Source organism: Mesorhizobium sp. M0587, from assembly GCF_040320945.1.
Taxonomy (GTDB): domain Bacteria; phylum Pseudomonadota; class Alphaproteobacteria; order Rhizobiales; family Rhizobiaceae; genus Mesorhizobium.
The window spans coordinates 1-24,990 of record NZ_JAMYQP010000029.1 but is presented as its reverse complement, the minus strand read 5'-3'; the positions used below and the strand labels follow the sequence as shown (position 1 = coordinate 24,990).

The 24,990-nt window shown below is 61.9% G+C and carries 27 protein-coding genes; 18 read left to right on the top strand and 9 right to left on the bottom strand.

The window, feature by feature from the left end:
* Positions 1-8: 8 nt before the first annotated feature.
* The 4 genes from NKI49_RS23240 to NKI49_RS23225 form a co-directional block, all read right to left on the bottom strand.
* The gene (locus NKI49_RS23240) at positions 9-1,553 is read right to left on the bottom strand and encodes a type II and III secretion system protein family protein (RefSeq protein ID WP_352605596.1); all 1,545 of its coding nucleotides are present in this window, start codon (positions 1,551-1,553) and stop codon (positions 9-11) included.
* On the bottom strand, positions 1,550-2,362 hold the full coding sequence (cpaB, locus tag NKI49_RS23235; RefSeq protein ID WP_352605598.1) for a Flp pilus assembly protein CpaB: 813 nt from the start codon (positions 2,360-2,362) through the stop codon (positions 1,550-1,552). The genes NKI49_RS23240 and cpaB overlap by 4 nt, the downstream gene beginning before the upstream one ends.
* Before the next feature lie 216 nt (positions 2,363-2,578).
* Positions 2,579-3,097 carry an A24 family peptidase gene (locus NKI49_RS23230; RefSeq protein ID WP_352605600.1) on the bottom strand — a complete coding sequence of 173 codons (519 nt, stop codon included), beginning with the start codon at positions 3,095-3,097 and terminating at the stop codon, positions 2,579-2,581.
* Between the two features lie 183 nt (positions 3,098-3,280).
* Entirely contained in the window at positions 3,281-3,457 is a 177-nt protein-coding gene (locus NKI49_RS23225; RefSeq protein ID WP_352605603.1) for a Flp family type IVb pilin, read from the bottom strand.
* A 355-nt stretch (positions 3,458-3,812) separates the two neighbouring features.
* On the opposite strand from NKI49_RS23225, the gene NKI49_RS23220 reads away from it, so the two are divergent.
* From NKI49_RS23220 to NKI49_RS23210, 3 genes are all read left to right on the top strand, one after another.
* Positions 3,813-4,235 (top strand): pilus assembly protein N-terminal domain-containing protein, encoded by a 423-nt coding sequence (locus tag NKI49_RS23220; protein ID WP_352605605.1) that lies wholly within the window; start codon positions 3,813-3,815, stop codon positions 4,233-4,235.
* 136 nt (positions 4,236-4,371) lie between these two features.
* On the top strand, positions 4,372-4,953 hold the full coding sequence (locus tag NKI49_RS23215; RefSeq protein WP_352605607.1) for a TadE/TadG family type IV pilus assembly protein: 582 nt from the start codon (positions 4,372-4,374) through the stop codon (positions 4,951-4,953).
* Between the two features lie 35 nt (positions 4,954-4,988).
* Complete coding sequence (locus NKI49_RS23210; RefSeq protein WP_352605609.1) at positions 4,989-5,612, top strand: TadE/TadG family type IV pilus assembly protein; 624 nt, start codon at positions 4,989-4,991, stop codon at positions 5,610-5,612.
* Positions 5,613-5,618: 6 nt separating this feature from the next.
* On the opposite strand, the gene NKI49_RS23205 is transcribed toward NKI49_RS23210, so the two are convergent.
* Positions 5,619-6,539 carry a phosphate/phosphite/phosphonate ABC transporter substrate-binding protein gene (locus NKI49_RS23205; RefSeq protein WP_352605612.1) on the bottom strand — a complete coding sequence of 307 codons (921 nt, stop codon included), beginning with the start codon at positions 6,537-6,539 and terminating at the stop codon, positions 5,619-5,621.
* A gap of 196 nt (positions 6,540-6,735) precedes the next feature.
* Here NKI49_RS23205 and NKI49_RS23200 point away from each other — a divergent pair, with 196 nt between their 5' ends.
* The 9 genes from NKI49_RS23200 (at position 6,736) to NKI49_RS23160 (ending at position 16,532) form a co-directional block, all read left to right on the top strand.
* Positions 6,736-7,977, top strand: coding sequence for a phosphopentomutase (locus NKI49_RS23200; RefSeq protein WP_352605614.1), 1,242 nt, complete (start codon positions 6,736-6,738; stop codon positions 7,975-7,977).
* Positions 7,970-8,860 carry a bifunctional DNA-formamidopyrimidine glycosylase/DNA-(apurinic or apyrimidinic site) lyase gene (mutM, locus tag NKI49_RS23195; RefSeq protein WP_352605616.1) on the top strand — a complete coding sequence of 297 codons (891 nt, stop codon included), beginning with the start codon at positions 7,970-7,972 and terminating at the stop codon, positions 8,858-8,860. The genes NKI49_RS23200 and mutM overlap by 8 nt, the downstream gene beginning before the upstream one ends.
* Positions 8,861-8,892: 32 nt before the next feature.
* Positions 8,893-9,666: an enoyl-CoA hydratase gene (locus tag NKI49_RS23190; protein ID WP_352605618.1), complete on the top strand. Its 774-nt coding sequence runs from the start codon at positions 8,893-8,895 to the stop codon at positions 9,664-9,666.
* 180 nt (positions 9,667-9,846) lie between these two features.
* Positions 9,847-10,113: a 30S ribosomal protein S20 gene (gene rpsT, locus NKI49_RS23185; RefSeq protein WP_027026587.1), complete on the top strand. Its 267-nt coding sequence runs from the start codon at positions 9,847-9,849 to the stop codon at positions 10,111-10,113.
* 847 nt (positions 10,114-10,960) lie between these two features.
* On the top strand, positions 10,961-12,508 hold the full coding sequence (dnaA, locus tag NKI49_RS23180) for a chromosomal replication initiator protein DnaA (RefSeq protein WP_352605620.1): 1,548 nt from the start codon (positions 10,961-10,963) through the stop codon (positions 12,506-12,508).
* 306 nt (positions 12,509-12,814) lie between these two features.
* Positions 12,815-13,933 (top strand): DNA polymerase III subunit beta, encoded by a 1,119-nt coding sequence (gene dnaN, locus NKI49_RS23175; protein ID WP_027026589.1) that lies wholly within the window; start codon positions 12,815-12,817, stop codon positions 13,931-13,933.
* 177 nt (positions 13,934-14,110) lie between these two features.
* The gene (recF, locus tag NKI49_RS23170) at positions 14,111-15,256 is read left to right on the top strand and encodes a DNA replication/repair protein RecF (protein WP_352605623.1); all 1,146 of its coding nucleotides are present in this window, start codon (positions 14,111-14,113) and stop codon (positions 15,254-15,256) included.
* A 31-nt stretch (positions 15,257-15,287) separates the two neighbouring features.
* Positions 15,288-16,040, top strand: a complete 753-nt coding sequence (locus NKI49_RS23165) for a molybdopterin-synthase adenylyltransferase MoeB (protein ID WP_352605625.1) — start codon at positions 15,288-15,290, stop codon at positions 16,038-16,040.
* Between the two features lie 3 nt (positions 16,041-16,043).
* Positions 16,044-16,532 carry a GNAT family N-acetyltransferase gene (locus NKI49_RS23160; RefSeq protein ID WP_352605627.1) on the top strand — a complete coding sequence of 163 codons (489 nt, stop codon included), beginning with the start codon at positions 16,044-16,046 and terminating at the stop codon, positions 16,530-16,532.
* 133 nt (positions 16,533-16,665) lie between these two features.
* On the opposite strand, the gene NKI49_RS23155 is transcribed toward NKI49_RS23160, so the two are convergent.
* A complete protein-coding gene (locus NKI49_RS23155) occupies positions 16,666-17,667 on the bottom strand; it encodes a 2-hydroxyacid dehydrogenase (protein WP_352605629.1) in 1,002 nt (333 codons plus the stop codon).
* 147 nt (positions 17,668-17,814) lie between these two features.
* On the opposite strand from NKI49_RS23155, the gene NKI49_RS23150 reads away from it, so the two are divergent.
* Both NKI49_RS23150 and NKI49_RS23145 read left to right on the top strand, forming a co-directional pair.
* A complete protein-coding gene (locus NKI49_RS23150) occupies positions 17,815-18,375 on the top strand; it encodes an SH3 domain-containing protein (RefSeq protein WP_352605631.1) in 561 nt (186 codons plus the stop codon).
* A gap of 79 nt (positions 18,376-18,454) precedes the next feature.
* Positions 18,455-18,628 (top strand): hypothetical protein, encoded by a 174-nt coding sequence (locus NKI49_RS23145; protein ID WP_352605633.1) that lies wholly within the window; start codon positions 18,455-18,457, stop codon positions 18,626-18,628.
* A 44-nt stretch (positions 18,629-18,672) separates the two neighbouring features.
* On the opposite strand, the gene NKI49_RS23140 is transcribed toward NKI49_RS23145, so the two are convergent.
* Both NKI49_RS23140 and irrA read right to left on the bottom strand, forming a co-directional pair.
* Positions 18,673-19,032 carry a DUF4260 domain-containing protein gene (locus tag NKI49_RS23140; protein ID WP_352605635.1) on the bottom strand — a complete coding sequence of 120 codons (360 nt, stop codon included), beginning with the start codon at positions 19,030-19,032 and terminating at the stop codon, positions 18,673-18,675.
* A 10-nt stretch (positions 19,033-19,042) separates the two neighbouring features.
* Positions 19,043-19,474, bottom strand: a complete 432-nt coding sequence (gene irrA / locus NKI49_RS23135) for an iron response transcriptional regulator IrrA (protein WP_027026599.1) — start codon at positions 19,472-19,474, stop codon at positions 19,043-19,045.
* 243 nt (positions 19,475-19,717) lie between these two features.
* Here irrA and fabA point away from each other — a divergent pair, with 243 nt between their 5' ends.
* The 4 genes from fabA to NKI49_RS23115 all read left to right on the top strand — a co-directional run bounded on the left by fabA (position 19,718) and on the right by NKI49_RS23115 (position 24,099).
* Complete coding sequence (gene fabA / locus NKI49_RS23130) at positions 19,718-20,236, top strand: 3-hydroxyacyl-[acyl-carrier-protein] dehydratase FabA (protein ID WP_352605637.1); 519 nt, start codon at positions 19,718-19,720, stop codon at positions 20,234-20,236.
* A gap of 49 nt (positions 20,237-20,285) precedes the next feature.
* Positions 20,286-21,506, top strand: a complete 1,221-nt coding sequence (gene fabB, locus NKI49_RS23125; RefSeq protein WP_352605639.1) for a beta-ketoacyl-ACP synthase I — start codon at positions 20,286-20,288, stop codon at positions 21,504-21,506.
* A 31-nt stretch (positions 21,507-21,537) separates the two neighbouring features.
* On the top strand, positions 21,538-22,350 hold the full coding sequence (gene fabI, locus NKI49_RS23120; protein ID WP_352605641.1) for an enoyl-ACP reductase FabI: 813 nt from the start codon (positions 21,538-21,540) through the stop codon (positions 22,348-22,350).
* A gap of 204 nt (positions 22,351-22,554) precedes the next feature.
* Positions 22,555-24,099: a putative bifunctional diguanylate cyclase/phosphodiesterase gene (locus tag NKI49_RS23115; protein ID WP_352605643.1), complete on the top strand. Its 1,545-nt coding sequence runs from the start codon at positions 22,555-22,557 to the stop codon at positions 24,097-24,099.
* Between the two features lie 17 nt (positions 24,100-24,116).
* Here NKI49_RS23115 and NKI49_RS23110 read toward each other — a convergent pair.
* Positions 24,117-24,990 (bottom strand): class I SAM-dependent methyltransferase (locus NKI49_RS23110; protein ID WP_352605645.1); only part of this gene is annotated, 874 nt, incomplete at its 5' end.

The following is a 24,990-nucleotide window of genomic DNA, read 5'->3' as shown; positions in this document are numbered from 1 at the left end:
TTCCCCATTCACTTGTAGATGAAGCCGACAACGCCGTGATAGCGGCCGTTGGGCTTGTCGGTCTGCATGGTGCCGTAGACACGATTGACGCGGCCAAGAAACATGCCGGCGCCATCGCTCGGGGCGTTGAAATTGTCGTCCGGCTTGGCAAGGTCGTTGCGCGCCACCGGCCGCGCCAGATAGGGCGTGATGATGATGACGAGTTCGCTTTCGTTGCGGACGAAATCCTTGCTGCGGAACAGCGTTCCGAGCACTGGGATCTTGGCCAGGCCCGGCAATCCTGCGACAGCTTGGCGAATATCGTCCTGGACCAAGCCGGCAATCATCATCGACCCTCCTGACGGCAATTCGACAGTGGTGTCGGCAAGTCTCTTACGGATCGACAAAATCGTCATGCCAGGCGTAGTGATGCTTTGCCTACTTCCCCCTCCTTCGAGGGTCGCCCCACCTGTCGTGGTCGGCTCCGAAACGGACGTTCTGACCTTGAGGCTTATACGCCCGGCCGACAACACAACCGGCTGGAATTCGAGGCCGATGCCGTATTCTATTTTATCGAAACTGTATGTGGTCAGGCCGGTCTGGTTATCAGTCGACACGTTGCTTGAGCGTCCGGTGACCAGATTGTACTCACCACCCACCTTGAATGTAGCCTTCTCGCCGGAAACGGCAGTGAGGGTCGGCTCTGCCAATGTCTTCATGACACCGCTTTGTTCCATGGCATTGATGTAGGCCTGGATACCGTTCCCGATGCCGTCTCCCAGCAACAAGCCGGATGTCTGTGAAATCGGCTTTCCTAAACCCAAGTTGGGCGAACTCGTCGCACCGTAAGAAATGCCGTTGGCGGAGCCGCTGCCAATCATGTTGACGCCGAGCTGCTTCATGACGGAGCGGCTGACTTCGGCGACAGTCACCTTGAGCGTGACCTGGTCGTCGCCGATGATCTGCAGGAGGTTGACGATCTTGCTGGTGCGACGTTCCTGGTCCGGGTTGTCGATGTCGACACCGCTCTGGGCCGAGCCGCCCGCCGCGGTCTGCGAATATTGTCCCGTCGTCGCTTCACCGCCCGAGACGAAGATCGTCGCGAGGTCGACCGCCCGCTTCGCGTCCAGCGGGGTGTCGACGGTTCCTGTCAGGACGACGTTGTCGTTGAGCAGTTCAACCTTGATGGCGGACGTCGGAATAAAGCGCCTGATATAGTCCTCCAGGCCGGCGACATCGCGTTCGACGGCCAGATCCAGGCTGGCGATCTGTTCGCCGTTCGGCCCGAAGACGAAGATGTTGGTCTCCCCGACCGCCTTGCCGAACAGATAGATGCGTCTTGCAGTGCGGGTTACGGCATCGGCAACCGACGGGTTGGCGACAAGAATGTCGTAGGCATCGCTCGGCAGGTCTATGACTACCGATTTGTTGAGACCAAGCTTGACGCGCTGGGTGGCCGTCGTGGCCGTCACTTGCGTACTCTTCGCCTCGACGACGCCCCGCACATTCGTTCCGACCAGCAGCAGGGCGAATGCCGCGGCCACGATCGCAGGCAGTTTACCGCTTAGCTTCATTTCCTTGCCCCTACTTCGGAAACTTCGCCCGACTTGATCAGCCTCACCGTTCCCCTGCGGCCATTGCCGGAAACGAGATAGTCGGCTTGGTCCACGCTCTTTTCCTGGGTGTCGGTGACCGCGCGCAGCGCCAGGGTCAATCGATCCGCCATCTGCTGGGCGACCGTGATGATTTCGGCCTGCTTTGGCGTCAGCTCCAGCGTGGCGGTCTGGCCCACTCTGGTCTTCTTGCCTTCCTCGTCCTCCTGGATGGTCTGGTCGATCGCCAGGACACGGATGTTCTTGAGGATTGTCTCGGTGTTGAAACCGGCGCTGCCGCTGCTGGCGTCGGCCCTGCGGGTCATGATCACATCGACGAAATCGTTTGGAAGGATGAAGCCGCCGGCGGAGGTGTCGGCAGATATAGTCGTGGCCACCGCCCGCATGCCGGAAGGCAGGATCGACGACATGAAGCTCTGCCCCTCGCCGATCAGCTTGGAGCGCCGCACCGGCTCGCCTGTGTACATCGCTACACGGGCGATCGAGCCCTTTAGTTTTTCCAGCGCGTCGGGAGCAGTCGCCTTGGTGATGAAATTCGCGTTGATGCCGTCAGCCGGCCAGGATTGCCAGGCAATGCTGTTCTCGAGCGGGTTGCCCATCGCGACATCGCCCGAGAGCACAAGCACGTCTTGCAGGGCGACCGCGGGAGCTGCGGGGCCGGATTCGACGACGATCGGCGGCGGCGTGGCGACCATGTTTTTCGCGACATAGCCAGCGCCACCTGCCGCGGCTACCGCCACGCCTAGAATAATCAATCGGGATGCTGGCATCTGTCCGAACCCTCGCCCTTGGCAAACCACACAGCCAAGCCGGACTTTGCAGCGGCAATCGTCAAAACAAGGTTAATGTAATGCTTACGATCGTGATTAATTTAAGGTTTACATAAATTAGCTGGATTATGCCGCCACAGGGGTAAAGAGCCTGCCCCGCCTCTCTTCAAAGCCGATGCAGGCAATACAAGTAAGGTAACGAAACTCGGATCGTGTTCAGTTCGCCAGTCTTTCCAGCGCCCACACCATCAAGGGCGAATCCGGATAGGTCAGCAGCCCGCCCAGGCCGAGCGCGATTCCGTAGGGAATGCCGGCCGACTGTTCCGCGAAATGACGCAGGAATGGGTTTTGGCTGGTAAAAACCGCCAGCGGCGACTTCCGGTAGAACAGAATGGCAAGCGTCAGCAAGCCGCCTATGAAGGTCGAGACCACGAGATATTCGACGAGCTGGATGTTGAGTCCCATCCACACGGCGGTGGCGGCCAGCAGCTTGGCGTCGCCACCTCCCATGCCACCCATTGCGAACAGGCCAAACGTCACGGCAAGAACAAGAGCACCGGCCGCGAAATGCCAACCATAAGCTGCCCATTCCATCCCCGTCAGCGGCGCCACCAGCGCGAAGACGACAACCAGCAGCACCGGCACGCGATTGGCGATCGTCATCGACAGCATGTCGGAGATAGCGGCAAACAGCATGCAGAAGGGAAAGACGACGAAGATCAGGGCTTCAAGCATCGGCGCCGTGCCTATGGTTCAAATTCCAATGACGTCAGCCTAGGCATCTTCGATTAACGATTGATGAGGCCTGGAATGAAAAGATGACCGTTATGGGCGGTACAATATGAACTGCATAAAACAGGGGCCGCCACATGGCGGCCCCTGTCCAGAACACAATCTGAGCGTCAAGCAATATGCAGATCAGCCGCCGGTGGTGTTCAAGGTAGTTCCGATGGCGGAGAACTTGGCGTTGATTGCATTGCCAAGGGCGCCGGCGCCGGCGATGATGGCGAGCGCGATGAGAGCGGCGATCAGACCATATTCGATAGCGGTCGCGCCGGATTCGTCCTTCACGAAACGTGCAATGAGATTAGACATTCGAGAGCTCCTACTCCACGTGTTACAGCACTTCCGTCAACTTCTGTGATGGTTGATCGGATGCTGCCAATCTAGGGAGAAGCTCTTTCGATCGGCTTAATAAACAGCCTTACCGATTCGTTTCCGGGCTCCAACATATTGCGTGGTTAACTCCATACTAAGCGCTGGCTAATGTAGTGTTTCCGGGGGCAATGCCTGCAAAAGGTGCGGGTGGGGAGCTTGCGTCCCGAGTGGATCCGGTCATGCGAGCAGCCATGTCGCTCGCTACTTCCGGCAGCAGAGGACCGACTTAACCGTTGGTTCACCAATCTCGTTCATGTTCCGTTGAACAGTCTGCCTTGCGTGGAGCGCGTTGATGGCCGAGCCGAGATTCTCAATCCTGATTGCCGTGCTTCTTGCCGCCGTGAGCTTCACCATGCCCGCCAGTGCCGGCACTGGCATCGAAGTCACCATGAACCAGGCCAAGATCGTGAAATTGTCGCGCCCAGCCGACACGATCGTCGTCGGCAACCCGGCAATCGCCGATGCTTCCGTTCAGGACGCCTCGACGATCGTGCTCACCGGCAAGGGCTTCGGCATCACCAATCTCGTCGTTCTCGACCAGGAGGGTAGCCCAATCGTCGACGCGCAAGTTACCGTCGTGCGGCAGGCGGCTTCTTCGGTTCGCATCTACAGGCGTGCCGAAGTGCAGACGATGTCTTGTACGCCCTATTGCGAAAGTTCCTACAAGAGCGACGCGGAGAAATCCTCCGAAGCCGAGATGAACGTCAGCCGATAGCCGCGCCGTCGGCCGTCGCCCGGGTTATCGACTGGTTAAGACGCTCGCGGCGACTTTAACGATCATCCAAACCGGACCTCAATTGGTTTGCGCTAATGACCTGCCGGAACCGTCTGGAGATGGGCAGGAACAGGACATGAGCAAGGAATTCGGTTCGGCGGATCAGCGCAAGACGAGGCACGCCAGGCTTTTCAAACACTTCGGTCGCGACCGCCGCGGCAGCACGGCTGTGGAATTCGCGCTGCTTGCATTGCCGTTCGCCCTTCTCGTCTTTGCCATCCTGGAAAGCTGCATCTCCTTTGCCGGCCAGGAAGTGATGGCCAACGCGACCGACGACATCGCGCGCCAGTTGCGCACGGGCCAGTTGAGGGCGGTCGACGTCGCCGGGGACAAATTGAAGGGCCTGATCTGCGCGAAACTGCAGGTTATAGTCTCCCAAGATTGCACCAATCAGATGGACGTGGACCTTCGCGAGTATCCGACGTTCGCAGACGCGGCCTCGGCGACCTTCAAGATAGAGGGTAGCAACGTCATATTGATGCAAGGCACCAACTCGCAGCCGTTCGCAAATTCACCAGGCCTGGCAGAATCGAAAAACATGCTGCGGGTCTTCTACAAATGGCCTGTCATGACCGATTTTCTGGCTCAGTCGATGGGCGGCAACAAGACACTGCATTTTGCCTCGGTGACCTGGCAGAACGAGCCGTTCAACAACTGAGTTCGAAAAGCACCAACAAGAAAAAAGGCAGGGCAATGATGCGTGCGGGGGCACATCTGAAAATTGCAGAAATCTGGGGCGAGGCGATAGGCCTCTGGTCCAATCGCAGTGGCGTCGCAGCGGTCGAATTCGCCCTTATCGTGCCTATCCTGCTGGTCATGTATTTCATGACCATGGAAGCTTCGCAGGCCATCGAGACCAGCAAGAAGGTCAGTCGTGTCGGCAGCATGGTCGCCGATCTCATCACGCAACAGCCGACCATCTCCAAGGCCGATCTCGACGCCATCATGAAGATCGGCACCTCCACCCTTCAACCCTACAACCGCTCGGCGCCGAGCATCACCATCACGGCAATAAACGTCACCACCGATACGCCGCCCAAGGTCCTGGTGGCGTGGTCGCGCAAAATGGTCGACGGCGTCTATAGCGTCGGTCCTACCGCAGGCACGACCGCCACGGTCCCGACAACGCTGAGGGTGGCCGGCACTTTCCTTATCCGCGTCGACAGCAATCTGGGCTACGCGCCGATCTTCGGCTGGGCGCCGGACAGCCAACAGAAGCTTGGAATGACCCCCAGCCTGATCAAGAACATATCGATGGGCGAGACCTACTATCTGCGCCCCCGCAGAAGCCTGACGATCCCCTGCGGCGACTGTTGAAGACGTCTATTGTCGGCCACCGCCAGTCGCCACCAACCGCACGATGGCTTCCGCCATCGCGTAATCCTTGGCGTCTACGGTGACAAAACCACCCGAATGCTTCGATTCCAGGAGGTCGTAGAGATCCGGCGTCGTCGATTTGAGGTTGGTCAGGAACACGGTCAACCGATGCCTGGCCTCCGGGTCGAGATCGTTGCGCACCGCGTGGGGACCATATCTCAGCAGATCGGACGTCCACACGGCCTGGAGGGCGGACGGCGAGAGGCCGGCCGCTTCGAGGCGCGCTTGCGTGCCGCCGAATAGTTGCGGCTGGCCATCGGCCGCCGCCCTCACCCAGCCGAACACGGCGTCGGCCCTGCCGTCGACGAGCATCGTCTCGGCCGCCGCAGCCGAATCGGCTTGGACCAGAAACGATGCATCCTCGGCGATCCTGACGTGCTCGGCGGCCAGCCCAGCCAATGGCAAAAGAGAACCGATGCTGTCCGCCGGCGCCATGGCGATCCGGTGGCTTTCCATCGCCGCCAGGCTAGGCACCTTGCCATCCTTCGTCAGCAGCACCGCGCGGATACCGACCGCGCCATCGGAATCGACCGGCGCCACGAGCGGCTCGATGCATCCGCAGCGTTGCAGCGCCGTTGCATAGGCGGTCGCCGAATAGACGGCATACTCGATCCGGGCGTCGGTCTGCGCCTCGATCAGCGCGCCATAGTCGCGCGCGACGACGAACTCCACCTTCATGCCCATCGCATTGGCAAAGGCTTGGGTCAGCAGCGGCAATCCCGGAACGGTGTTGCCGGCGCCGGGCTCTGAGACGATGCCGATGCGAAACGTGCCGACATCGTCGCGCCAGTCGGCCTGGGCGGAGCCAGACCAGACCGCCCCCTGCATGGCCATCAAGACAGCACCCGCCTTCAGCGCAGGTTTCATGACAGGACCGCCGTCTGTCTTCTTTGATCCATGCCCGACATGTGAAGACACTTGTCCTTGTCGTTGCCCCAAAGCCCAGGCACCTTGGGCGACCTGCGCCTGACCATCGCGCCAAGCTGTTGCCGTTTGGTTTGCGAATTGCCAATGCCGCCGTGGAACCCTATGTCTGGATATCCAACCTGGCAACAATGACCCAATGGCGCGTGCTTTCCTCTTCGTCCTGGATTCCTTCGGCATCGGCGGCGCGGCCGACGCCGACCGCTACGGCGACACCGGAGCCAACACCTTCGCGCATATCACCGAGGCCTGCGCAGAGGGCCGCGCGGATCGCGAAGGGCTTCGTCAAGGGCCGCTGTTCGTTCCCCATATGGCCTCGCTCGGATTGGGCGAGGCCGCAGAGACAGCGACGGGGCTGGGCTTCGCCAGCACCGGGACGGATCTGCTCGCCAATGCCTTCCACGGCGCGGCGCAGGAAGTTTCGAGCGGCAAAGACACCCCGTCCGGGCACTGGGAGATCGCCGCCCTGCCGGTGCGCTTCGACTGGGGCTATTTCCCGGACACGGTTCCCGCCTTTCCAGCAGAGTTGACCGAGGCGATCATCGGCGAGGGCAAGGTGCCCGGCATTCTCGGCAATTGCCATGCGCCTGGCACCGAGATCATCGAGCGGTTCGGCGAGGAACACATCCGCACTGGCGAACCTATCTGCTACACGTCGGTCGATTCGGTTCTGCAGATCGCCGCGCACGAAGTCCATTTCGGCCTGGAGCGGCTCTATGAACTTTGCAAGGTGGTGCGCAGGCTGGTCGATCCGCTGAAGATCGGGCGAGTGATCGCGCGGCCTTTCGTCGGCGAAACCAGCGCTACTTTCGAGCGAACGCATAATCGCCGCGACTATGCCGTGCCGCCGCCGGAGCCGACCCTGCTCGACCGGCTGACCGCGCGAGGAAGCCGCGTCATTGCCATCGGCAAGATCGGCGACATCTTCGCCCATCGCGGGATTTCGGAAGTTCGCAAGGCGGCGGGCAACATGGCCATGTTCGACAGGGCGCTTGGCGCGATGGACGACGCAGGCGACGGCGATCTCGTCTTCGCCAATTTCGTCGATTTCGACACCGAATTCGGCCATCGCCGCGATGTTGCAGGCTACGCCGCCGCGCTCGAGGCTTTCGACCGGCGGCTGCCCGAGGCATTCGCAAGGCTGAGGCAGGGCGATCTTCTCATATTGACGGCCGATCACGGCAATGACCCGACCTGGCGCGGAACCGATCATACGCGGGAGCGGATCCCGGTGATCGGCACCGGACCCGGTTTCAAAGGCGGCGACATCGGGCTGAGGACAACATTCGCCGATATCGGCGAGACCGTGGCCGAGCACCTCGGACTGGCGCGCGGTCGCCATGGCACTTCTTTCTACCCGGCGATCGGCGGCCATGCCTGAATTGCCCGAAGTTGAAACGGTCCGGCGCGGGCTGCAGCCGGTTCTGGAAGGTGCCCGCCTTACCAGGGTCGAGGCGCGACGGCCCGATCTTCGCTTTCCGTTTCCCGACCGGTTTTCGGAGCGGCTGAGCGGCAGGACGGTCACGGCGCTTGGCCGCCGGGCCAAATATCTGACCATGCACGTTCAAGACGGCCCGGTGCTGATCTGCCATCTGGGCATGTCGGGCTCCTTTCGCATCGAGAGCGACGACGACAGCGAGATACCAGGCGCGTTCCCGCACGAACGCTCGAAAAGCACGACGCACGACCATGTCGTGTTCCATGTCGAAACCGCGGCCGGAGCCCGATCTCGGGTGATCTTCAACGACCCGCGCCGCTTCGGCTTCATGCTGTTTTCGGAGGGGCTGGCGGAATCCCATCCTATGTTGGCCGGCCTGGGCGTCGAGCCTACGGGCAATGCGCTGGACGGAGTGCTGCTCGCCTCGCTGCTGAAAGGCCGGAGATCGCCGCTGAAGGCAGCACTTCTCGACCAGCGGCTGATCGCCGGGCTCGGCAATATCTATGTGTCGGAGGCGCTTTGGCGCGCCGGGCTATCGCCATTGCGCGAGGCGGGCACCATCGCCAAGGCTGGCAAGAAGGCCAGGGAGCAAAGCGAACGCCTCGCCGAGGCAATCCGCTCGGTCATCGCCGACGCCATCGCAGCCGGCGGGTCTTCGCTGCGCGACTACGTGCAGACCGACGGATCGCTTGGTTATTTCCAGCATTCTTTCGCCGTCTACGACCGCGAGGGCGGCCCTTGCCCCAAGCCCGGCTGCGGCGGTCACATCGAGCGCGTCGTGCAGAGCGGACGCTCGACCTTTTATTGCCGCACGTGCCAAGCCTAAGTTGGACCGAAGTCGAGCGAGGAGAAGCAGCTATGGCCTACGAAACAATCATCATGGAGACGCGCGGCAAGGTCGGGCTGATCACCCTGAACCGGCCAAAGGCGCTCAATGCGCTGAATTCCCAGGTGCTGGCCGAGCTGGTCGCCGCGGTGCAGGATTTCAGCGCCGATGCAGGCATAGGCGCCATGGTCGTGACCGGCTCCGAAAAGGCGTTCGCCGCTGGCGCCGACATTAAGGAGATGCAGGCGATCTCCTATGTCGACGCTTACAGCCAGGACTTCTTCGCCGGCTGGGAAGAGTTTACGCGAGTGCGGAAGCCTGTCATCGCGGCGGTGGCCGGCTATGCTCTGGGCGGCGGGTGCGAACTGGCGATGATGTGCGATTTCATCATTGCCGCAGACACGGCGAAATTCGGCCAGCCCGAAATCACGCTTGGCGTCATTCCCGGCATGGGCGGGTCGCAACGCCTGACCCGTTTCGTCGGCAAGTCCAAGGCGATGGACATGTGCCTGACCGGACGCATGATGGATGCCGCGGAAGCCGAGCGTTCGGGCCTGGTGTCGCGAGTCGTGCCTGCCGGCGAGCTCGTCGAGGAGGCCGTGAGGGTGGCGGCCAAGATCGCCGATCTCTCACTGCCATCGGTGATGATGGCGAAGGAAGCCGTCAACCGCTCCTATGAAACGACGCTTGCCGAGGGATTGCGGTTCGAACGCCGGCTGTTTCACTCGCTTTTCGCGCTCGAAGACCAGAAGGAAGGCATGGCGGCCTTCGTCGAAAAACGGAAGCCGAATTTCACCAACCGGTAGAGCGCCACCGGCTGGCGCGTGAAACCCGTCGCGCCAGCCAAAAAGAACGCCGGGCAGCGTTGACGCGCCGGAAAAGCTGAACTATAAGCCCCACCAACCGAGGCGGCCCCGTGGCTGCCCGTTTGTTTTTTGCGCCCTGCGGCATGCCGCATGCGCCGACCAGATCAGAAGAGAGGCATCATGGCCAATACATCCTCGGCCAAAAAGGCTACGCGCAAGATCGCCCGCCGCGCGGCGATCAACAAGAACCGCCGGTCGCGTGTCCGCACCTATGTGCGCCAGGTCGAGGAGGCACTCGCCTCCGGCGACAAGGCTGCCGCACAGGCCGCTTTCAAGGCCGCGGAGCCCGAGTTGATGCGCGCCGCGACCAAAGGCGTGATCCACAAGAACACTGCCTCCCGCAAAGTGTCGCGCCTCGCACAGCGTCTAAAAGTGCTGTCGGCCTGACATCCACTTCAGATTGATCTTCTTCGAACCCGGCCTATCGCGCCGGGTTTTTTCGTTTGCCGGCAAGTACTTAAAAAGAATACTCGGAAATAGCGTCGAACGCGGATTTCGCGGTTCGAAATGCTTTGCCGGCATATGTGTGCCGGCTGTTGGTCGACAGACATGAAAACGGCCGACCAAAAGACTCTCTGCCCTCAGAGATAATTGTTTTTTTTCAAATAGTTACAGACGGTCGTCCACAGCTTGTTCACATAGCCGCGAAGCGATGGGGGACAATTGGCTGTCAAGCGAATTATTTCAGAAAATTTCACGCCAGCCCGGCTTTTTCATATTCGCCGGAAAAGGGTTTGAATCACAATGGCTTTGTCAAAATACATCGTTGCGGCATGGCGGTCCGATCTGGCTACGCTGACCAGATTCCTTAAAAATCCGTTAGAGGTGGCCTTGCCCTATCCACAGCGATTTCGGTAATGTCGATCCATCGAAAGGGACGGGCCTCCAGCCCATAACCCAGCCTGAATCGGGCCAGCTTAAATCGGCGGGATTTGCGACGCGGATCAAGTCCGTGGACGGGTTGGTTTGCTCTTTTTCGGTACGGTAGGGGACTGGCGTAACTAGACATGGCAGCTCGACAGCGCGCCGGCGTTTTCGCCGGACGGTGTTGTATTGCCTGACATACCCAACGCGGACTGGCTTCATAGGCCGGCACCGGTTCTCCCTGGATAATGGGCGATGTTCATGTGCCGGCGGCGGCAACCGGGCATCGTAGCGAAGCGCAGTCGCCGGGACACGGATGCAGGAGGCGCATCCCCGGCGGAAAACAGGTACAAAGATAAGGAACTCGATCATGCAGAGCGGCGGCATCGAAAGGGAGCTCACAAGCGAACTCCCATTTCCAGGAAATCTGATCGGAGCAAGCGACATGGCGGCTTCCAGCGACGCGGAGCAGAAATTCGACCGGGTCAAGGCCCAGTTGAAGGCGCGGCTGGGCACCGAAGTCTATTCAAGCTGGTTCGGACGCATGAAGGTCGCGGAGGCTTCCAAGGGCATCGTCCGTATCTCGGTGCCGACCGCTTTCCTGCGCTCGTGGATCAACGGCCATTATCACGACCTCATCTCCGAGTTGTGGAAGCATGAGGACCCCGAAATCCTGAAGATCGAGATCGTGGTGCGCACGGCCACCCGCCAGGGGCGCAGCCATGTAGAGCCGGAATTGGCCCCGGCGCGCAAGATGACGCGGCAGACGCAAACGGCGCTCGCCGCCGGCACTGTAAGCCCCGGCAGGGTGGAGCGGTCCCCAGCGCCACGGCCGGGCGCCGCGGTCGAGAGCGAGTTCCGGCACAATGTGCTCGGTTCGCCGCTCGATCCGCGCTACACATTCGGCTCCTTCATCGAGGGCCCGTCGAACCGGGTAGCCTTCGCCGCCGCCAGGGCCGTCGCTGAATCGCAATCGAGCGCGGTGCGCTTCAATCCGCTTTTCCTGCACGCCACCGTCGGGCTCGGCAAGACACACTTGCTGCAGGCCATCGCCGCGGAATCGCTGAAGCAGAACCCCAAATCCCGCGTTGTCTATCTCACGGCGGAATATTTCATGTGGCGCTTCGCCACCGCGATCCGCGACAACAATGCGCTGACGCTCAAGGAGCAGCTGCGCGATATCGACCTGCTCATCATCGACGACATGCAGTTCCTGCAGGGCAAGTCGATCCAGCACGAATTCTGCCACCTGATCAACATGTTGCTCGACAGCGCCAAGCAAGTGGTCGTTGCCGCCGACCGGCCGCCGTCGGAACTGGAATCGCTCGAACCGCGGGTCCGCTCGCGTCTCAATGGCGGCGTCGCGCTCGAAATGTCGGCGCCCGATTTCGCCATGCGTCTCGGCATGCTTAAACTGCGCCTCGCCACCGCCAGGGCCGACGACGCATCGCTCGATATTTCGGAGGAAATCCTCAACCACGTCGCCCGCACAGTGACCGGCAGCGGACGCGAATTGGAAGGCGCCTTCAATCAACTGCTGTTTCGCCAGTCTTTCGAGCCGCAGATCACCATCGACCGCATCGACGAGATCCTCGGCCACATCTATCGCACGGGCGAACCGAAGCGGGTGCGTATCGAGGATATCCAGCGCATCGTCGCGCGCCACTACAACGTGTCGAAGACCGAATTGCTGTCCAACCGGCGCACGCGCACCATCGTCAAGCCACGGCAGGTCGCCATGTACCTGTCGAAGGTGATGACGCCGCGATCGTTGCCCGAGATCGGGCGGCGCTTCGGCGGCCGCGACCACACCACGGTGCTGCATGCCGTGCGCAAGATCGAGGATCTTTCCGGCAACGACAACACGCTGGCACAGGAACTCGAGCTGTTGAGGCGGCTGATCAACGACCAAGCCTGACCAGTTCGGTACGGGCAAGCCAGAACATCACTGAATTCAATGGCTTGCCTGTCCGGCCCTGGGCCTCAAACCGGCCGGTTGCGCTGCTTGGCGGCGATCAGGATTTCGGATTCATCCGATGGGTTCAGGGACTTCGCCGCCTTTATCCCCAGAAAGCCTCCGCCGCCGGCCCGAACCGGCGGCGCGGGCTTGCGTTTGCTGGTTTTTTCCTGTCAGTTTGGGTAGATTCTGAGCCTATTCAGACGTTTTTCGCGGGGCGCCGCCAGCCGGGGACCCGCTCATCCTTTCAAGCGAGCCTGTTTCGTCATGCGTGTTATCCTGGAACGGTCAAATCTCCTGAAATCGCTCAACCACGTCCACCGCGTGGTCGAACGGCGAAACACCATACCGATCCTGTCCAACGTGCTGCTCAGCGCCGAGGGCGCCAGTCTCGAAATGAAGGCCACCGACCTCGATCTCGAGGTGACGGAAGCAACGCCCGCCAAGGTCGAGCGCGGCGGCGCGACCACGGTTCCGGCGCACCTTCTCTACGACATCGTGCGCAAGCTCTCGGATGGCGCCGAGGTGATGCTGAAGACGGACGAGGACGGCAATGCCATGACGGTGACGTCCGGCCGCTCGAGCTTCCGGCTGCAATGCCTGCCGCAATCCGACTTCCCGGAGCTTTCGGCGGGATCTTTCTCACACATATTCCGCCTCGACTCGGTTGCCCTGAGGGGCCTGATCGAGAAGACCCAGTTCGCCATCTCCACCGAGGAGACGCGTTATTACCTGAACGGCATCTACCTGCACACGCATGAGGTCGGCGGCAAGCTGAAGCTGCGTTCGGTGGCGACGGACGGCCATCGTCTGGCGCGCGCCGAGATCGACGCGCCGGCGGGCTCCGAGGGCATGCCGGGCATCATCATTCCACGTAAGACGGTAAGCGAGCTGCAGAAGCTGGTCGATGATCCGGACGTTGCCGTCACCACCGAATTGTCGGATACCAAGATCCGCTTCACCATCGGCAGTGTCGTCCTGACCTCAAAGCTGATCGACGGCACCTTCCCGGACTACCAGCGGGTCATTCCGACCGGCAACGACAAGAAACTGATCATCGACCGCCAGAGCTTTGCCGCCGCCGTCGATCGCGTCTCGACCATTTCCTCCGAACGCGGACGGGCAGTGAAGCTGTCGATCAGCGAGGGTCAGGTGACACTTGCGGTCAACAATCCGGATTCGGGCAGCGCCACCGAGGAGCTTGCGGCCGACTATTCAGCCGACCCGATCGAGATCGGCTTCAACGCCAAATATCTGCTCGACGTTGCCGCGCAGTTGACCGGTTCGGAAGCCAAATTCATGCTGGCCGATGCCGGTTCGCCGACCCTTATCCATGACATGGCCGACGAAACCGCGCTCTATGTGCTGATGCCGATGCGGGTGTAGCCGTCGCGGCCTCATCATGTTCTGCCGCAGGACCGGCAGCGAGGACGATAATTTTTCGGCGACTTCCAGAGCAATCCAGGAAAAAGCGGTTTTCCGTCCCGAATTGCGTCAAAACAAGGAGATAGAACGGTTCTGCGTTTTCGTGAAACGAAGAGCCGGTCTATAGGCGGATAGCGGTTGCCGGCACAAACCTATATAAGTAAGTTAACGCTTACAAATTTTCGCAACTACGCGACGTTGGCTATAGATCTTGCGCCGGGCGCCGTGATCTTTTCCGGCGACAACGGCGCAGGCAAGACAAATCTCCTCGAAGCGATTTCGTTTTTGACGCCAGGACGCGGCCTGCGCCGTGCTCCTTACGCCGACGTCGCGCGCGAGGGCGGCGACGGCGGCTTTGCCCTGCATGCGCGGCTTGATGGACCTGACGGCCAGGTCGAGATCGGCACCGGCGTTTCCGGCGGCGACAGTGCCGGCGAAGGCGGCCGGCGGGTGCGGATCAACGGGGCTCCGGCGCGTTCGGCCGAGGACATGCTGGAATGGCTGCGCGTCGTGTGGCTGACGCCGGCCATGGATGCGTTGTTCACGGGACCGGCCGCGGATCGGCGGCGTTTTCTCGATCGGCTGGTGCTGGCGATCGATCCCGGCCATGGCCAGCGAGCGCTCGACTACGAGAAAGCGATGCGCGGCCGTAACCGGCTGCTGACGGAAGGCTCCCGGGACGATCGCTGGTTCGACGCGATCGAGACGCAGATGGCCGAAACCGGCGTCGCGATCGCCGCCGCGCGCGCCGAATTGGTGCGCCTTCTGGCCACCATGATCGACCGGCTGCCCGACAGCGGGCCGTTTCCGCAGGCCGACATCGGCCTTTCAGGCGATCTGGAGGCTGAGATCGTCACCGCCCCGGCGGTCGACGTCGAGGAGCGGTTCCGGCGGGCGCTTTCGGATGGCCGCGACCGCGACCGCGCTGCCGGACGCACGCTCGAAGGGCCGCATCGCTCGGATCTCGTGGTTCGGCATCGGCCCAAGGCGATGCCGGCCGAGCTCTGTTCGACAGGCGAGCAGAAAGCGCTGCTGGTCGCCATTGTGTTGTCCCATGCCAGGCTGACGGGCGAGATGTCGGGGATGACGCCGATCCTGCTGCTCGATGAGATCGCGGCACATCTCGACGGCGGACGGCGGGCGGCGCTGTTTTCGATCCTGGAGGAATTGAACTGCCAGGCTTTCATGACCGGAACCGATGCGGCGCTGTTTTCCAGTCTCAAGGGACGCGCGCAATTCCTAACCGTCGACCATGGTGCGGTTGGGCCAACCGAACACTCCTGACAAGCTTTTTCAGCCACTATATGGTCTGGCAATGACCCCTGCGCTCACCGCCGACGAGATCGAACGCTATGCCCGGCACATCGTGCTGCCCGAGGTCGGCGGCGCCGGTCAACAGAAGCTCAAGCAAGCGCGGGTTCTGGTCATCGGCGCCGGGGGGCTGGGCGCGCCGGTGCTGGAATATTTGGCCGCGGCCGGCGTCGGAACACTCGGCATCATCGATGATGACGCAGTCTCGCTCTCCAACCTGCAGCGCCAGGTTATTCACGGAACCGATACTGTCGGTATGCTGAAGACCGACAGCGCCAAGGCGGCAATCGCCCGGATCAATCCCAACACCAGCGTGGAAACGCACACATTCCGTCTGGCCGAAGACAACGCCCCTGCCCTCATTGCCCGCTATGACATCGTCGTCGACGGTTCCGACAATTTCGAGACCCGCTATGCGGTGGCCGACGCCTGCGCGGGCGAACGCAAACCGCTGGTGCATGCCGCGGTCGGGCGCTTCGACGGCTCGGTGACCGTGCTGAAACCATTCGAGGATGGCAAGGACGGCAGCCCCAACCCGGGTTATCGCGATCTGTTTCCGGAGCCACCGCCGCCGGGCATGGTGCCGTCCTGCGCCGAAGCCGGCGTGCTTGGCGCGCTGACCGGGGTCGTGGGCACGCTGCAAGCAATGGAAGCGATCAAGTTGATCACGGGTATCGGCGAGCCACTGGTCGGCCGGCTACTGCTTTATGATGCGCTGAGCGCGCGTTTCGAAACGATCCGCTACAAGAGAACCTGACCAGTGGATCAGGCCGAAACTGTCTCCGTTGCCCGGATTCACGCCGATTTCGAGCGCTGGGACGACCTACTCGCACTGATCCTGCTTGCCTTCGCCCCGATGGACGGCGTCATCGATCCTGCCTCCTCTGCGCACTTGCTCACCGTCGACGGTCTGCGCGACAAGGCCGGACGGGAAACCGGCTTCGTGGCCCTGGGCGGTGATAGGATCGTCGGCTGTGTCTTTGCTCTTGAAAGGACCGATAGTTTCTATATTGGCAAGCTCGCCGTCGCGCCGGACCGTCAGGGACAGGGCATTGGCCGGCGGTTGATGCAGACCGTCGAAGAGCTTGCGCTCAACCGGGGCAAACCCGCCATCGAGCTTCAGACGCGGATCGAGCTGACCGGGAATCATGCCGCCTTTGCCCGCCTCGGCTTCCACGAGACCAAGCGCACCGCGCATGAGGGCTACAGCAGGCCGACTTCGATAACCATGCGGAAGAGCCTTTCGTAAGCCTGAGCTTTCACTTGGAGCCTGCCCAGCATTGCGCTGCAATATAGCCGTCGCATCCCGATTGAATCGGGATAGGCTTTATCGAGAGCATGATCCCGAAGGCCGGTCCCATTTTTCAGGGTCATGCGCCGCATCAGGTCCTGAGCGGCAGGACGCGGTCCGGCGGGCGGTGACCGTCGACGAAGGCGCGGATGTTGATGATGACCTTCTCGCCCATGTCGATGCGGCCCTCGAGAGTCGCCGAGCCCATATGCGGCAACAGCACGACCTTGCCCCGGCCAGCGAGCTTGAGCAGCTTACTGTTCAGCGCCGGCTCGTGTTCGTAGACGTCGAGGCCGGCACCGGCGATCTTGCCGTCCTGGATCAGCTTGACCAGTGCTTCTTCGTCGATGATGTCGCCGCGCGCGGTATTGACGATATAGGCCGTGGGCTGCAGCAGCGCCAGCCGCCGCGCCGAAAGCAGGTGGAATGTCGCCGGGGTCGACGGACAATTGACCGAGATGATGTCCATGCGGGCCAGCATCTGGTCGAGGCTCTCCCAATAGGTCGCCTCCAGCTCGTCCTCGACAGCCGCCAGCACGCGATGCCGGTTGTGATAGTGGATCGACAGGCCGAAGGCCTTGGCCCGCCTGGCGACGGCGGTTCCGATGCGGCCCATGCCGACAATGCCGAGCCGCTTGCCCCAAATGCGCCGGCCAAGCATCCAGGTCGGCGACCAGCCGGCCCATTTCTTGTCGCCGGTGAGCACATTGGCGCCTTCCGCCAGCCGGCGCGGCACCGCCAGCATCAGCGCCATGGTCATGTCGGCGGTATCTTCGGTCAGCACGTTCGGCGTGTTGGTGACGGTAATGCCTCTCTTGGCCGCGGCCGCCACGTCGATCTTGTCGACGCCGTTGCCGAAATTGGCGATTAGCTTGAGATTGTCGCCGGCCTGGGCGATCAGCGCGGCGTCGATATGGTCCGTCACCGTCGGCACCAGCACGTCGGCTTCCTTGACCGCCGCGACCAGTTCCGGCTGCGTCATCGGCCTGTCCTCGACATTCAGCCTTGCGTCGAACAGCTCGCGCATGCGGGTCTCGACCGGGTCCGGCAGCTTTCGCGTGATGACCACGAGAGGCTTCTTTTTGCCTGCCATTGTTTCCCTCGTTGAGACCTCTTTAACCAAGACCGGCGAAACTGGAGCCGGTCGCGGTAGCCGATTTACTCATGTAACAAGCGGTGCCGCCGAAGACAAAGAAAAAGGGGCGCCAGAGCCGGCAGGCCAGCGCCGAAAGGAACGAAAGTGTCTGGTTTCGCGTCGCTCCGCCTGACCCTCAGCGCAGCATTTCTCGGCGCTCTCCTTTATTCCCCGCAGCTGGCCGCCCAGAGTGCGGCGGCACCCGCCCAGAGCGCCGTGACGCTCGGGCCGAGCGGCTTGCCTCTGCCGCGATTCGTCAGCCTGAAATCCGGCCGCGTCAACTCGCGCGTCGGTCCGGGCGCCAATTACTCGGTCGACTGGATGTATATGAAGGCCGGCCTGCCCATGGAGATCGTCCAGGAATTCGACACGTGGCGCCGTGTGCGCGACGCGGACGGCTCGGAAGGCTGGATCAACCAATCGCTGCTTTCGGGCCGGCGCACCGCGATCATCGCGCCATGGCAGCGCGGCAAGGGTGCTCAGATCAATCTTCTCAAGAGTCCCGAAAAGGATGCCGGTGTGGTGGCGATCGTCGAGCCCGGCGTCATGGGCACGATCAAATCCTGCGACGGCCAGTGGTGCGAAATGACGCTCGACGGCCACACCGGCTGGCTCGCCCAGTCGGCGGTCTGGGGCGCCTATCCAGGCGAGCGGGTCAAGAACTGACCCTCAGCATCGAGAGCTTCGGAGGCACTCGGGATCGGATAGCGACCGGCCTGATCCCGGCGCCGTACCCGAAGCGCCGTTGAAGTTCCTGGTCAGCGAGCAAGCAGGCGGTGTAACGGTCCGAGCCTTGAATCCAATCTTGGTATTCTCGCCCTATCCACGGCTCTCGGACCTCGCCGAAGAACTGTTCGACGCGACGGAGCGAATGCTGCCGATGGTTTCCGCGACACCGGTTTCGACCGGCGGTATGTAGCGATGCAATGGGCGGTCTGGTCGCATGTACCAGATCGCTGTCACTTAGCTGCCGATGCGGCCGAGGTGGGTATCCTGGAAACCGGTTGAAAGCTTCAGGCCGTAGCCCAGCGCGCGGTCGATGGCGATGTGGACAATCCAGACCAGGGCAATGGCTGTCGCCATGGTGTTGCCGAAGATACCTCCGGCAAACGCGAGCAACAGCGGGAAAATCAGCACATGCAAGGCATTATAGGCTGCGGCACCGACGCGCGGCCCGGCAAGGTAGCCCAGCATCGACAGGTCCGGCGCCAGGATGAGCAATCCGAACAGCCACCAGGAAACGCCGACCGATCCATAGAATACGACTGAGGCCACGGCCACGATGGCCCATTCCAACCGGATCGCCAAATCGAGGGGTTTCATCTCCCGCCAGTCATTCAGGGCGTTTGGGCCGCAGCCTCACCACGATGTCGACATTGGCGATCTCCATCCCCTCCGGCGGCTCGGGCAGGTTGGTGATCGTGACCGGGCCGTTGGCGATGTCGAATATCCGGTTCTCGCCTTCGACATAGAAATGGTGATGGTCGGAGGTGTTGGTGTCGAAATAGGTCTTCGCGCCCTCGACGGCGAGAATACGCAGCAGCCCCGCCTGGGTGAATTGGTGAAGGGCATTGTAGACGGTGGCCAGCGACACCGGCACGCCGGCGGCCACCGCCTCCTCGTGCAGTTCCTCGGCCGACAAATGGCGATCGCCCTTGGCGAAAAGCAGGTCGGCCAGCGCGATGCGCTGACGCGTCGGCCTCAGGCCGGCTTCACGAACCCGCTTGTCCACAGCGACATTTTCCTTCCGGCGGCCCCGGTCCATCTGGTCGTCCAAGCTCACAGTCCCGCTTCAAGATACGCCCAGAATGGCAAAAAAATGGATCTCTGCCAAAACCGGACCCCTGTCGACATATATTCTGTCGTCCGAACACGATCAATAGCGTGCATTGACCCGAGCAGACTGGCGGGTTAAGCGCAAACGCCGGTTTCCGGCCTGAAACAGATTGTGTTAGGACACCAACGACAAGGGCGCGCTACCGCCCGGGACAATAACGGGAAGAGATTGATGGCGGGTAACAAATCCAGCTACGACTACGACGAATTGCTGGCCTGCGCCCGCGGCGAGCTGTTCGGCCCAGGCAATGCCCAACTGCCTTATCCGCCGATGCTGATGTTCGACCGCATCACCGAAATCAGCGAGACGGGCGGCGCCTTCGACAAGGGCTTCATCCGCGCGGAATTCGACATCAAGCCGGACCTGTGGTTCTTTGCCTGCCATTTCATCGGCAATCCGATCATGCCGGGATGCCTCGGCCTCGACGCGCTGTGGCAATTGACCGGTTTCTATCTCGGCTGGCTCGGCGAACCGGGCAAGGGAATGGCGCTGTCGACCGGTGAGGTCAAGTTCAAGGGCATGGTCACGCCATCCGTCAAGAAGGTCGAGTACGGCGTGGATTTCAAGCGCGTGATGCGCGGCCGGCTGGTGCTGGGCATCGCCGATGGCTGGCTGAAGGCCGACGGCGAGCCCATATATGCGGCAACCGACCTCAAGGTCGGTCTGTCCAAGCAGTCGGCGGTCGCTTGACCGCAGTCCTGGCCGGTCCTCCGGCCAGCATCCCTGGAAGGAGTTGCGAATGAGACGTGTCGTAGTCACAGGCATCGGCATCGTGTCGTCGATCGGCAACAATGCCAATGAGGTGCAGACCTCGCTGCATGACGCCAGATCCGGCATCAGTTTCTCCGATTCCTTCGCCGAGCACGGCTTCCGCTGCCATGTCTGGGGCGCGCCGACACTCGATCCGACCGCCATGATCGACCGACGCGCGATGCGTTTCCTGTCGCAGGGCGCAGCCTGGAACCACGTCGCCATGGACCAGGCGATCGCCGATGCGGGCCTCGGCGAAAACGACATCACCAATGAGCGCACCGGCATCGTCATGGGCTCGGGAGGCCCTTCCACCCGCACCATCGTCGAAGCGGCCGAAACCACGCTCAAGAATGGCAGTCCCAAGCGTATCGGCCCCTTCGCGGTTCCAAAGGCGATGTCGTCGACCGCGTCGGCCACGCTGGCCACCTGGTTCAAGATCCACGGCGTCAACTATTCGATCTCTTCGGCCTGTTCGACCTCGGCGCATTGCATCGGCAATGGCTACGAACTTATCCAGTGGGGCAAGCAGGACATGGTTTTTGCCGGCGGCCACGAGGATCTCGACTGGACGATGTCGGACCTGTTCGACGCTATGGGAGCGATGTCGTCGAAATTCAACGACCGGGCATCTTCCGCTTCGCGCGCGTATGACGCCGATCGCGACGGCTTCGTCATCGCCGGCGGGGCCGGCGTGCTGGTGCTGGAAGAGCTCGATCACGCCAAGGCGCGCGGTGCCAAGATCTATGCCGAGATCGTCGGCTACGGCGCGACCTCGGACGGCTACGACATGGTTGCCCCTTCGGGCGAGGGCGCTGCGCGCTGCATGCGGCAGGCACTGTCGACCGTCACCACGCCGGTCGATTACATCAACACCCACGGCACCTCTACCCCGGTTGGGGATTCCAAGGAAATGGGTGCGATCCGCGAGGTGTTCGGCGAGAAGATGCCGTTCATCACCTCGACGAAATCGCTGACCGGCCATTCTCTGGGCGCTGCCGGCGTGCAGGAGTCCATCTATTCAATCCTTATGATGCAAGGCGGCTTCATCGGCGAAAGCGCCCATATCGAGACCCTCGATCCCGAATTCGAGGGCATGCCGATCGTGCGAAAGCGCATCGACGACGCCAGGATCGACACTGTTTTGTCGAATTCGTTCGGTTTCGGTGGCACCAACGCAACGCTGATTTTCCAGCGCTATTCCGCGTAAGACCAGCGTTTTTGTATAAGGATTGGCGGCCATGGACGGATTGATGAAGGGCAAGCGCGGGCTTGTCATGGGGGTCGCCAACGATCATTCGATCGCCTGGGGCATTGCGCGGAAACTGTCCGAACAGGGGGCGGAACTCGCCTTCACCTATCAGGGTGACGCCTTCGGCCGCCGGGTCAAGCCCCTCGCCGACAAGGTCGGCGCCTCGCTGGTCGTGCCATGCGATGTCGAGGACAGCGCTTCGGTCGCAGCCACGTTCGAGACCTTGGGCACGGCTTGGGGCGGACTTGACTTCGTCGTCCATGCCATCGGCTTTTCCGACAAGAACGAGCTGAAGGGCCTCTACGCCGATACCAGCCGCGACAATTTCATCCGCACCATGGTCATCTCCTGCTATTCCTTCACCGAAATCGCCCGCCATGCCGCCGCACTGATGAAGGACGGCGGCTCGATGATCACGCTGACCTATGCCGGTTCGGTTCGGGTCATGCCAAACTACAATGTCATGGGCGTCGCCAAGGCAGGGCTGGAAGCCAGCGTGCGCTACCTGGCCAACGACTATGGCCCGCGCGGCATCAGGGTGAACGGCATATCGGCGGGACCGGTGCGCACGCTTGCCGGCGCCGGCATCTCAGACGCGCGCCACATGTTCTCGTATCAGCAGCGTAACTCGCCGCTGCGCCGCACGGTGACAATCGACGAGGTCGGCGGCTCGGCGCTTTATCTGCTGTCCGATCTCGCCTCAGGCGTCACCGGCGAAATCCACTATGTCGATTCCGGTTATCACATCGTCTCGATGCCGACCCTCGACGAGTTGAAGCAGACGGACAGCGCGCGCGACTAAAGCCCGACGCCCCTGAACCGGATTCAGGCGAAAGGTTTCGTCCCAAACCGGGAATCACTGCTGGACGACATGCATCAGGACGCGCGGGGAAATATTCTTTTCTCCAGTAAAAAAATAATCCCTTCCGATAAAATTGGAAGCATTCGCGGAAACCCATTTTAAGAGGATATCCGCTACGAAGTCCCGCAGTTTGGGGACGTCTCAATGCCTTCCGTCAGCAACCCGAAGCGAACACCGGTGTTCCGACTGCTCACCATAGCAAGCTCGGGTATCGGCAGTTTCGTTCTCGGAATCTGGGGCCTGAAATACGGTCTCGGCGATGGCTTCACCGGCATACCGGCCGGCATGATGGTCGTGGTTATGGCCGCGCTTTGCGCGTTGGCAGCGTCGGTGGCGGCAATGTCCTTCTTCGCCGGCGTCGATGAATCTGCGGATTTTGTCTTCAACGAAACCCATTTCGACAAGCTGACCGGCCTTCTGGCGCGCCCGGCGATGGTCGGCAAGATCGCCGAGGCGGCATGCGCGACAAGCCGGACCGGGGAACCGGTGTTCCTGATCGACATAGACATCGACCGGTTCAAACAGATCAACGATGCGATCGGCTACAGCCAGGGCGATGAGCTGATCCGCGCTTTCACCAAACGGCTGCAGACATGCATGCCGGAGCGCGCGCTGATCGGACGCATCGGCGCCGGCGAATTCGCGGTGCTGCTCCCGGACCATCAGATCCGGGGGACGATAGAGAGCATAATCGAGAGGCTCATCGACGAGATGATGGAGCCTTATGAACTCAGCAGTCACCAGCAGTCGGTGAGCCTGTCGGTGGGAATCGTGGCTATGCCCAAGGACGGCATCGATCCGATCCTGATCCTGCGCCGCTCCAACCTGGCGCTGCAGAACGCGCGCGCCCGCGGGGTCGGCAATTGGTCGGTCTTCGACGGCGAGATGGGGCGCGTGGCCGATTATCGCCAATGGGTCGAATCCGAGCTGCACACCGCCTTCGAACGCGGCGACTTCGATCTTCACTATCAGCCGCAACTCGACCTGCCGACCGGCCGTATCGTCGGCTACGAAGCACTGATCCGCTGGAACCATCCCGAACGCGGCATGATCCCGCCCATGGAGTTCATCCCGATCGCCGAGGAGACGGGCATGATCAACCCGATCGGCGAATGGGTTCTGCGCAGGGCCTGCAGCGACGCCCGCCATTTGCCGGACGACTGCTTCGTCGCCGTCAACATCTCGCCGGTCCAGTTCATGACAAAGGATTTCATCGGCACCGTGCGCGACACGATGACGGCCACAGGCATCAAGCCGTCGCGGCTGGAGTTGGAAGTCACCGAGACGGCGATGATGCAGGATCGTGACCGTGCCGCCGCCATTCTGAAACAGCTTGCCGAGATGGGCATCTCCGTTGCCGTCGATGATTTCGGCACCGGCTATTCCAATCTGAGCTACCTGATCGACTTCTCGTTCGGCAAGCTGAAGATCGACCGCTCCTTCGTCAGCCGCATCGATACCGATTCCAGCTCCGGCGCGGTCGTCTCGTCCATTGTCGGGCTTTCTCGCGCGCTCGGCGTCAGTATCATTGCCGAAGGCGTCGAGACCGAGAGCCAGGCGACGCTGCTTCGGGCAGCCGGCTGCGAAGTGGTGCAGGGCTACCTGTTCGGGCGGCCGGCGCCGCTCAAGATCGGGATCGAGGCTGGGCCAGTTGCCGAAGCCACGCGCCGCGTCGGCAATCTGCACTAAGATCAGGCGGCGTTGCATCACCGCCGCGCGGAAACAACCTTGAACAGGCCGTCGCGGGCAAGCTCCGCATGGCTGGCAAAGGCGGCGGAAAGCACCGGTTCGTAGGGAAGCTGGCGGTTGGCGACCATGAACAGCCGGCCGCCGGGCTTCAGGGCCTTGGCCGCAGCGCGGATCATGCCGGCGCCGATCTCTGGCTCGGCCGCGCGGTTGCGGTGAAACGGCGGGTTCATGGCGATCGCGTCGTAGCGGCGCTCGACCGGTTCGGCGATGAGATCCGTCCAGAAGAAATTCCTGGCGATCGATTGGCCAACCCCGGCCAGATTGAGCTTCGCGGCTTCCAGCGAGGCGAAGTCCGCCTCATGAAGGTCGAGCGTTGAAATGCCGGGTGAGCGCGCGGCGACCTCGGCCGCGACATAGCCCCAGCCGGCGCAGAAATCGGCAATATTGCCGCGCAGATCGCCAGGCAGGTTCTCCACCAACAGTTTTGAGCCGGCATCGATCCGGTCGAAGGAAAACATGCCGGGCGCGGTATGGAAGCGGCCTTCCACCAGCAAGGCGGGATTGGCGGCGCGCAGTGCCTTCGCGGCTGCGGGATCGGCGGGGCGGCGTAGCCAGAAGGCAATGCCGTGATATTTCGGCAGGTGGCCATCGAGCGGTACAAGCTCATCGATGCGCTTGCGGAGGCTGGCGACGCCGTCGTCCTTGCCGCCGGCGACGACGATCAATCCACCCGGCGCCACGCGCTCAAGCGCATCGGCGACGCGCAGTTCGTTCTGGCCGCGATGGCGGCCAACGAGCACCAGCGCCGCGTCAAATCCATCGCCTTCCGCCAGCGGCGTGACTGCGAACCCCGCGGCCTGCAACGCACGAAAATCCGGTCGAAAACCTTGC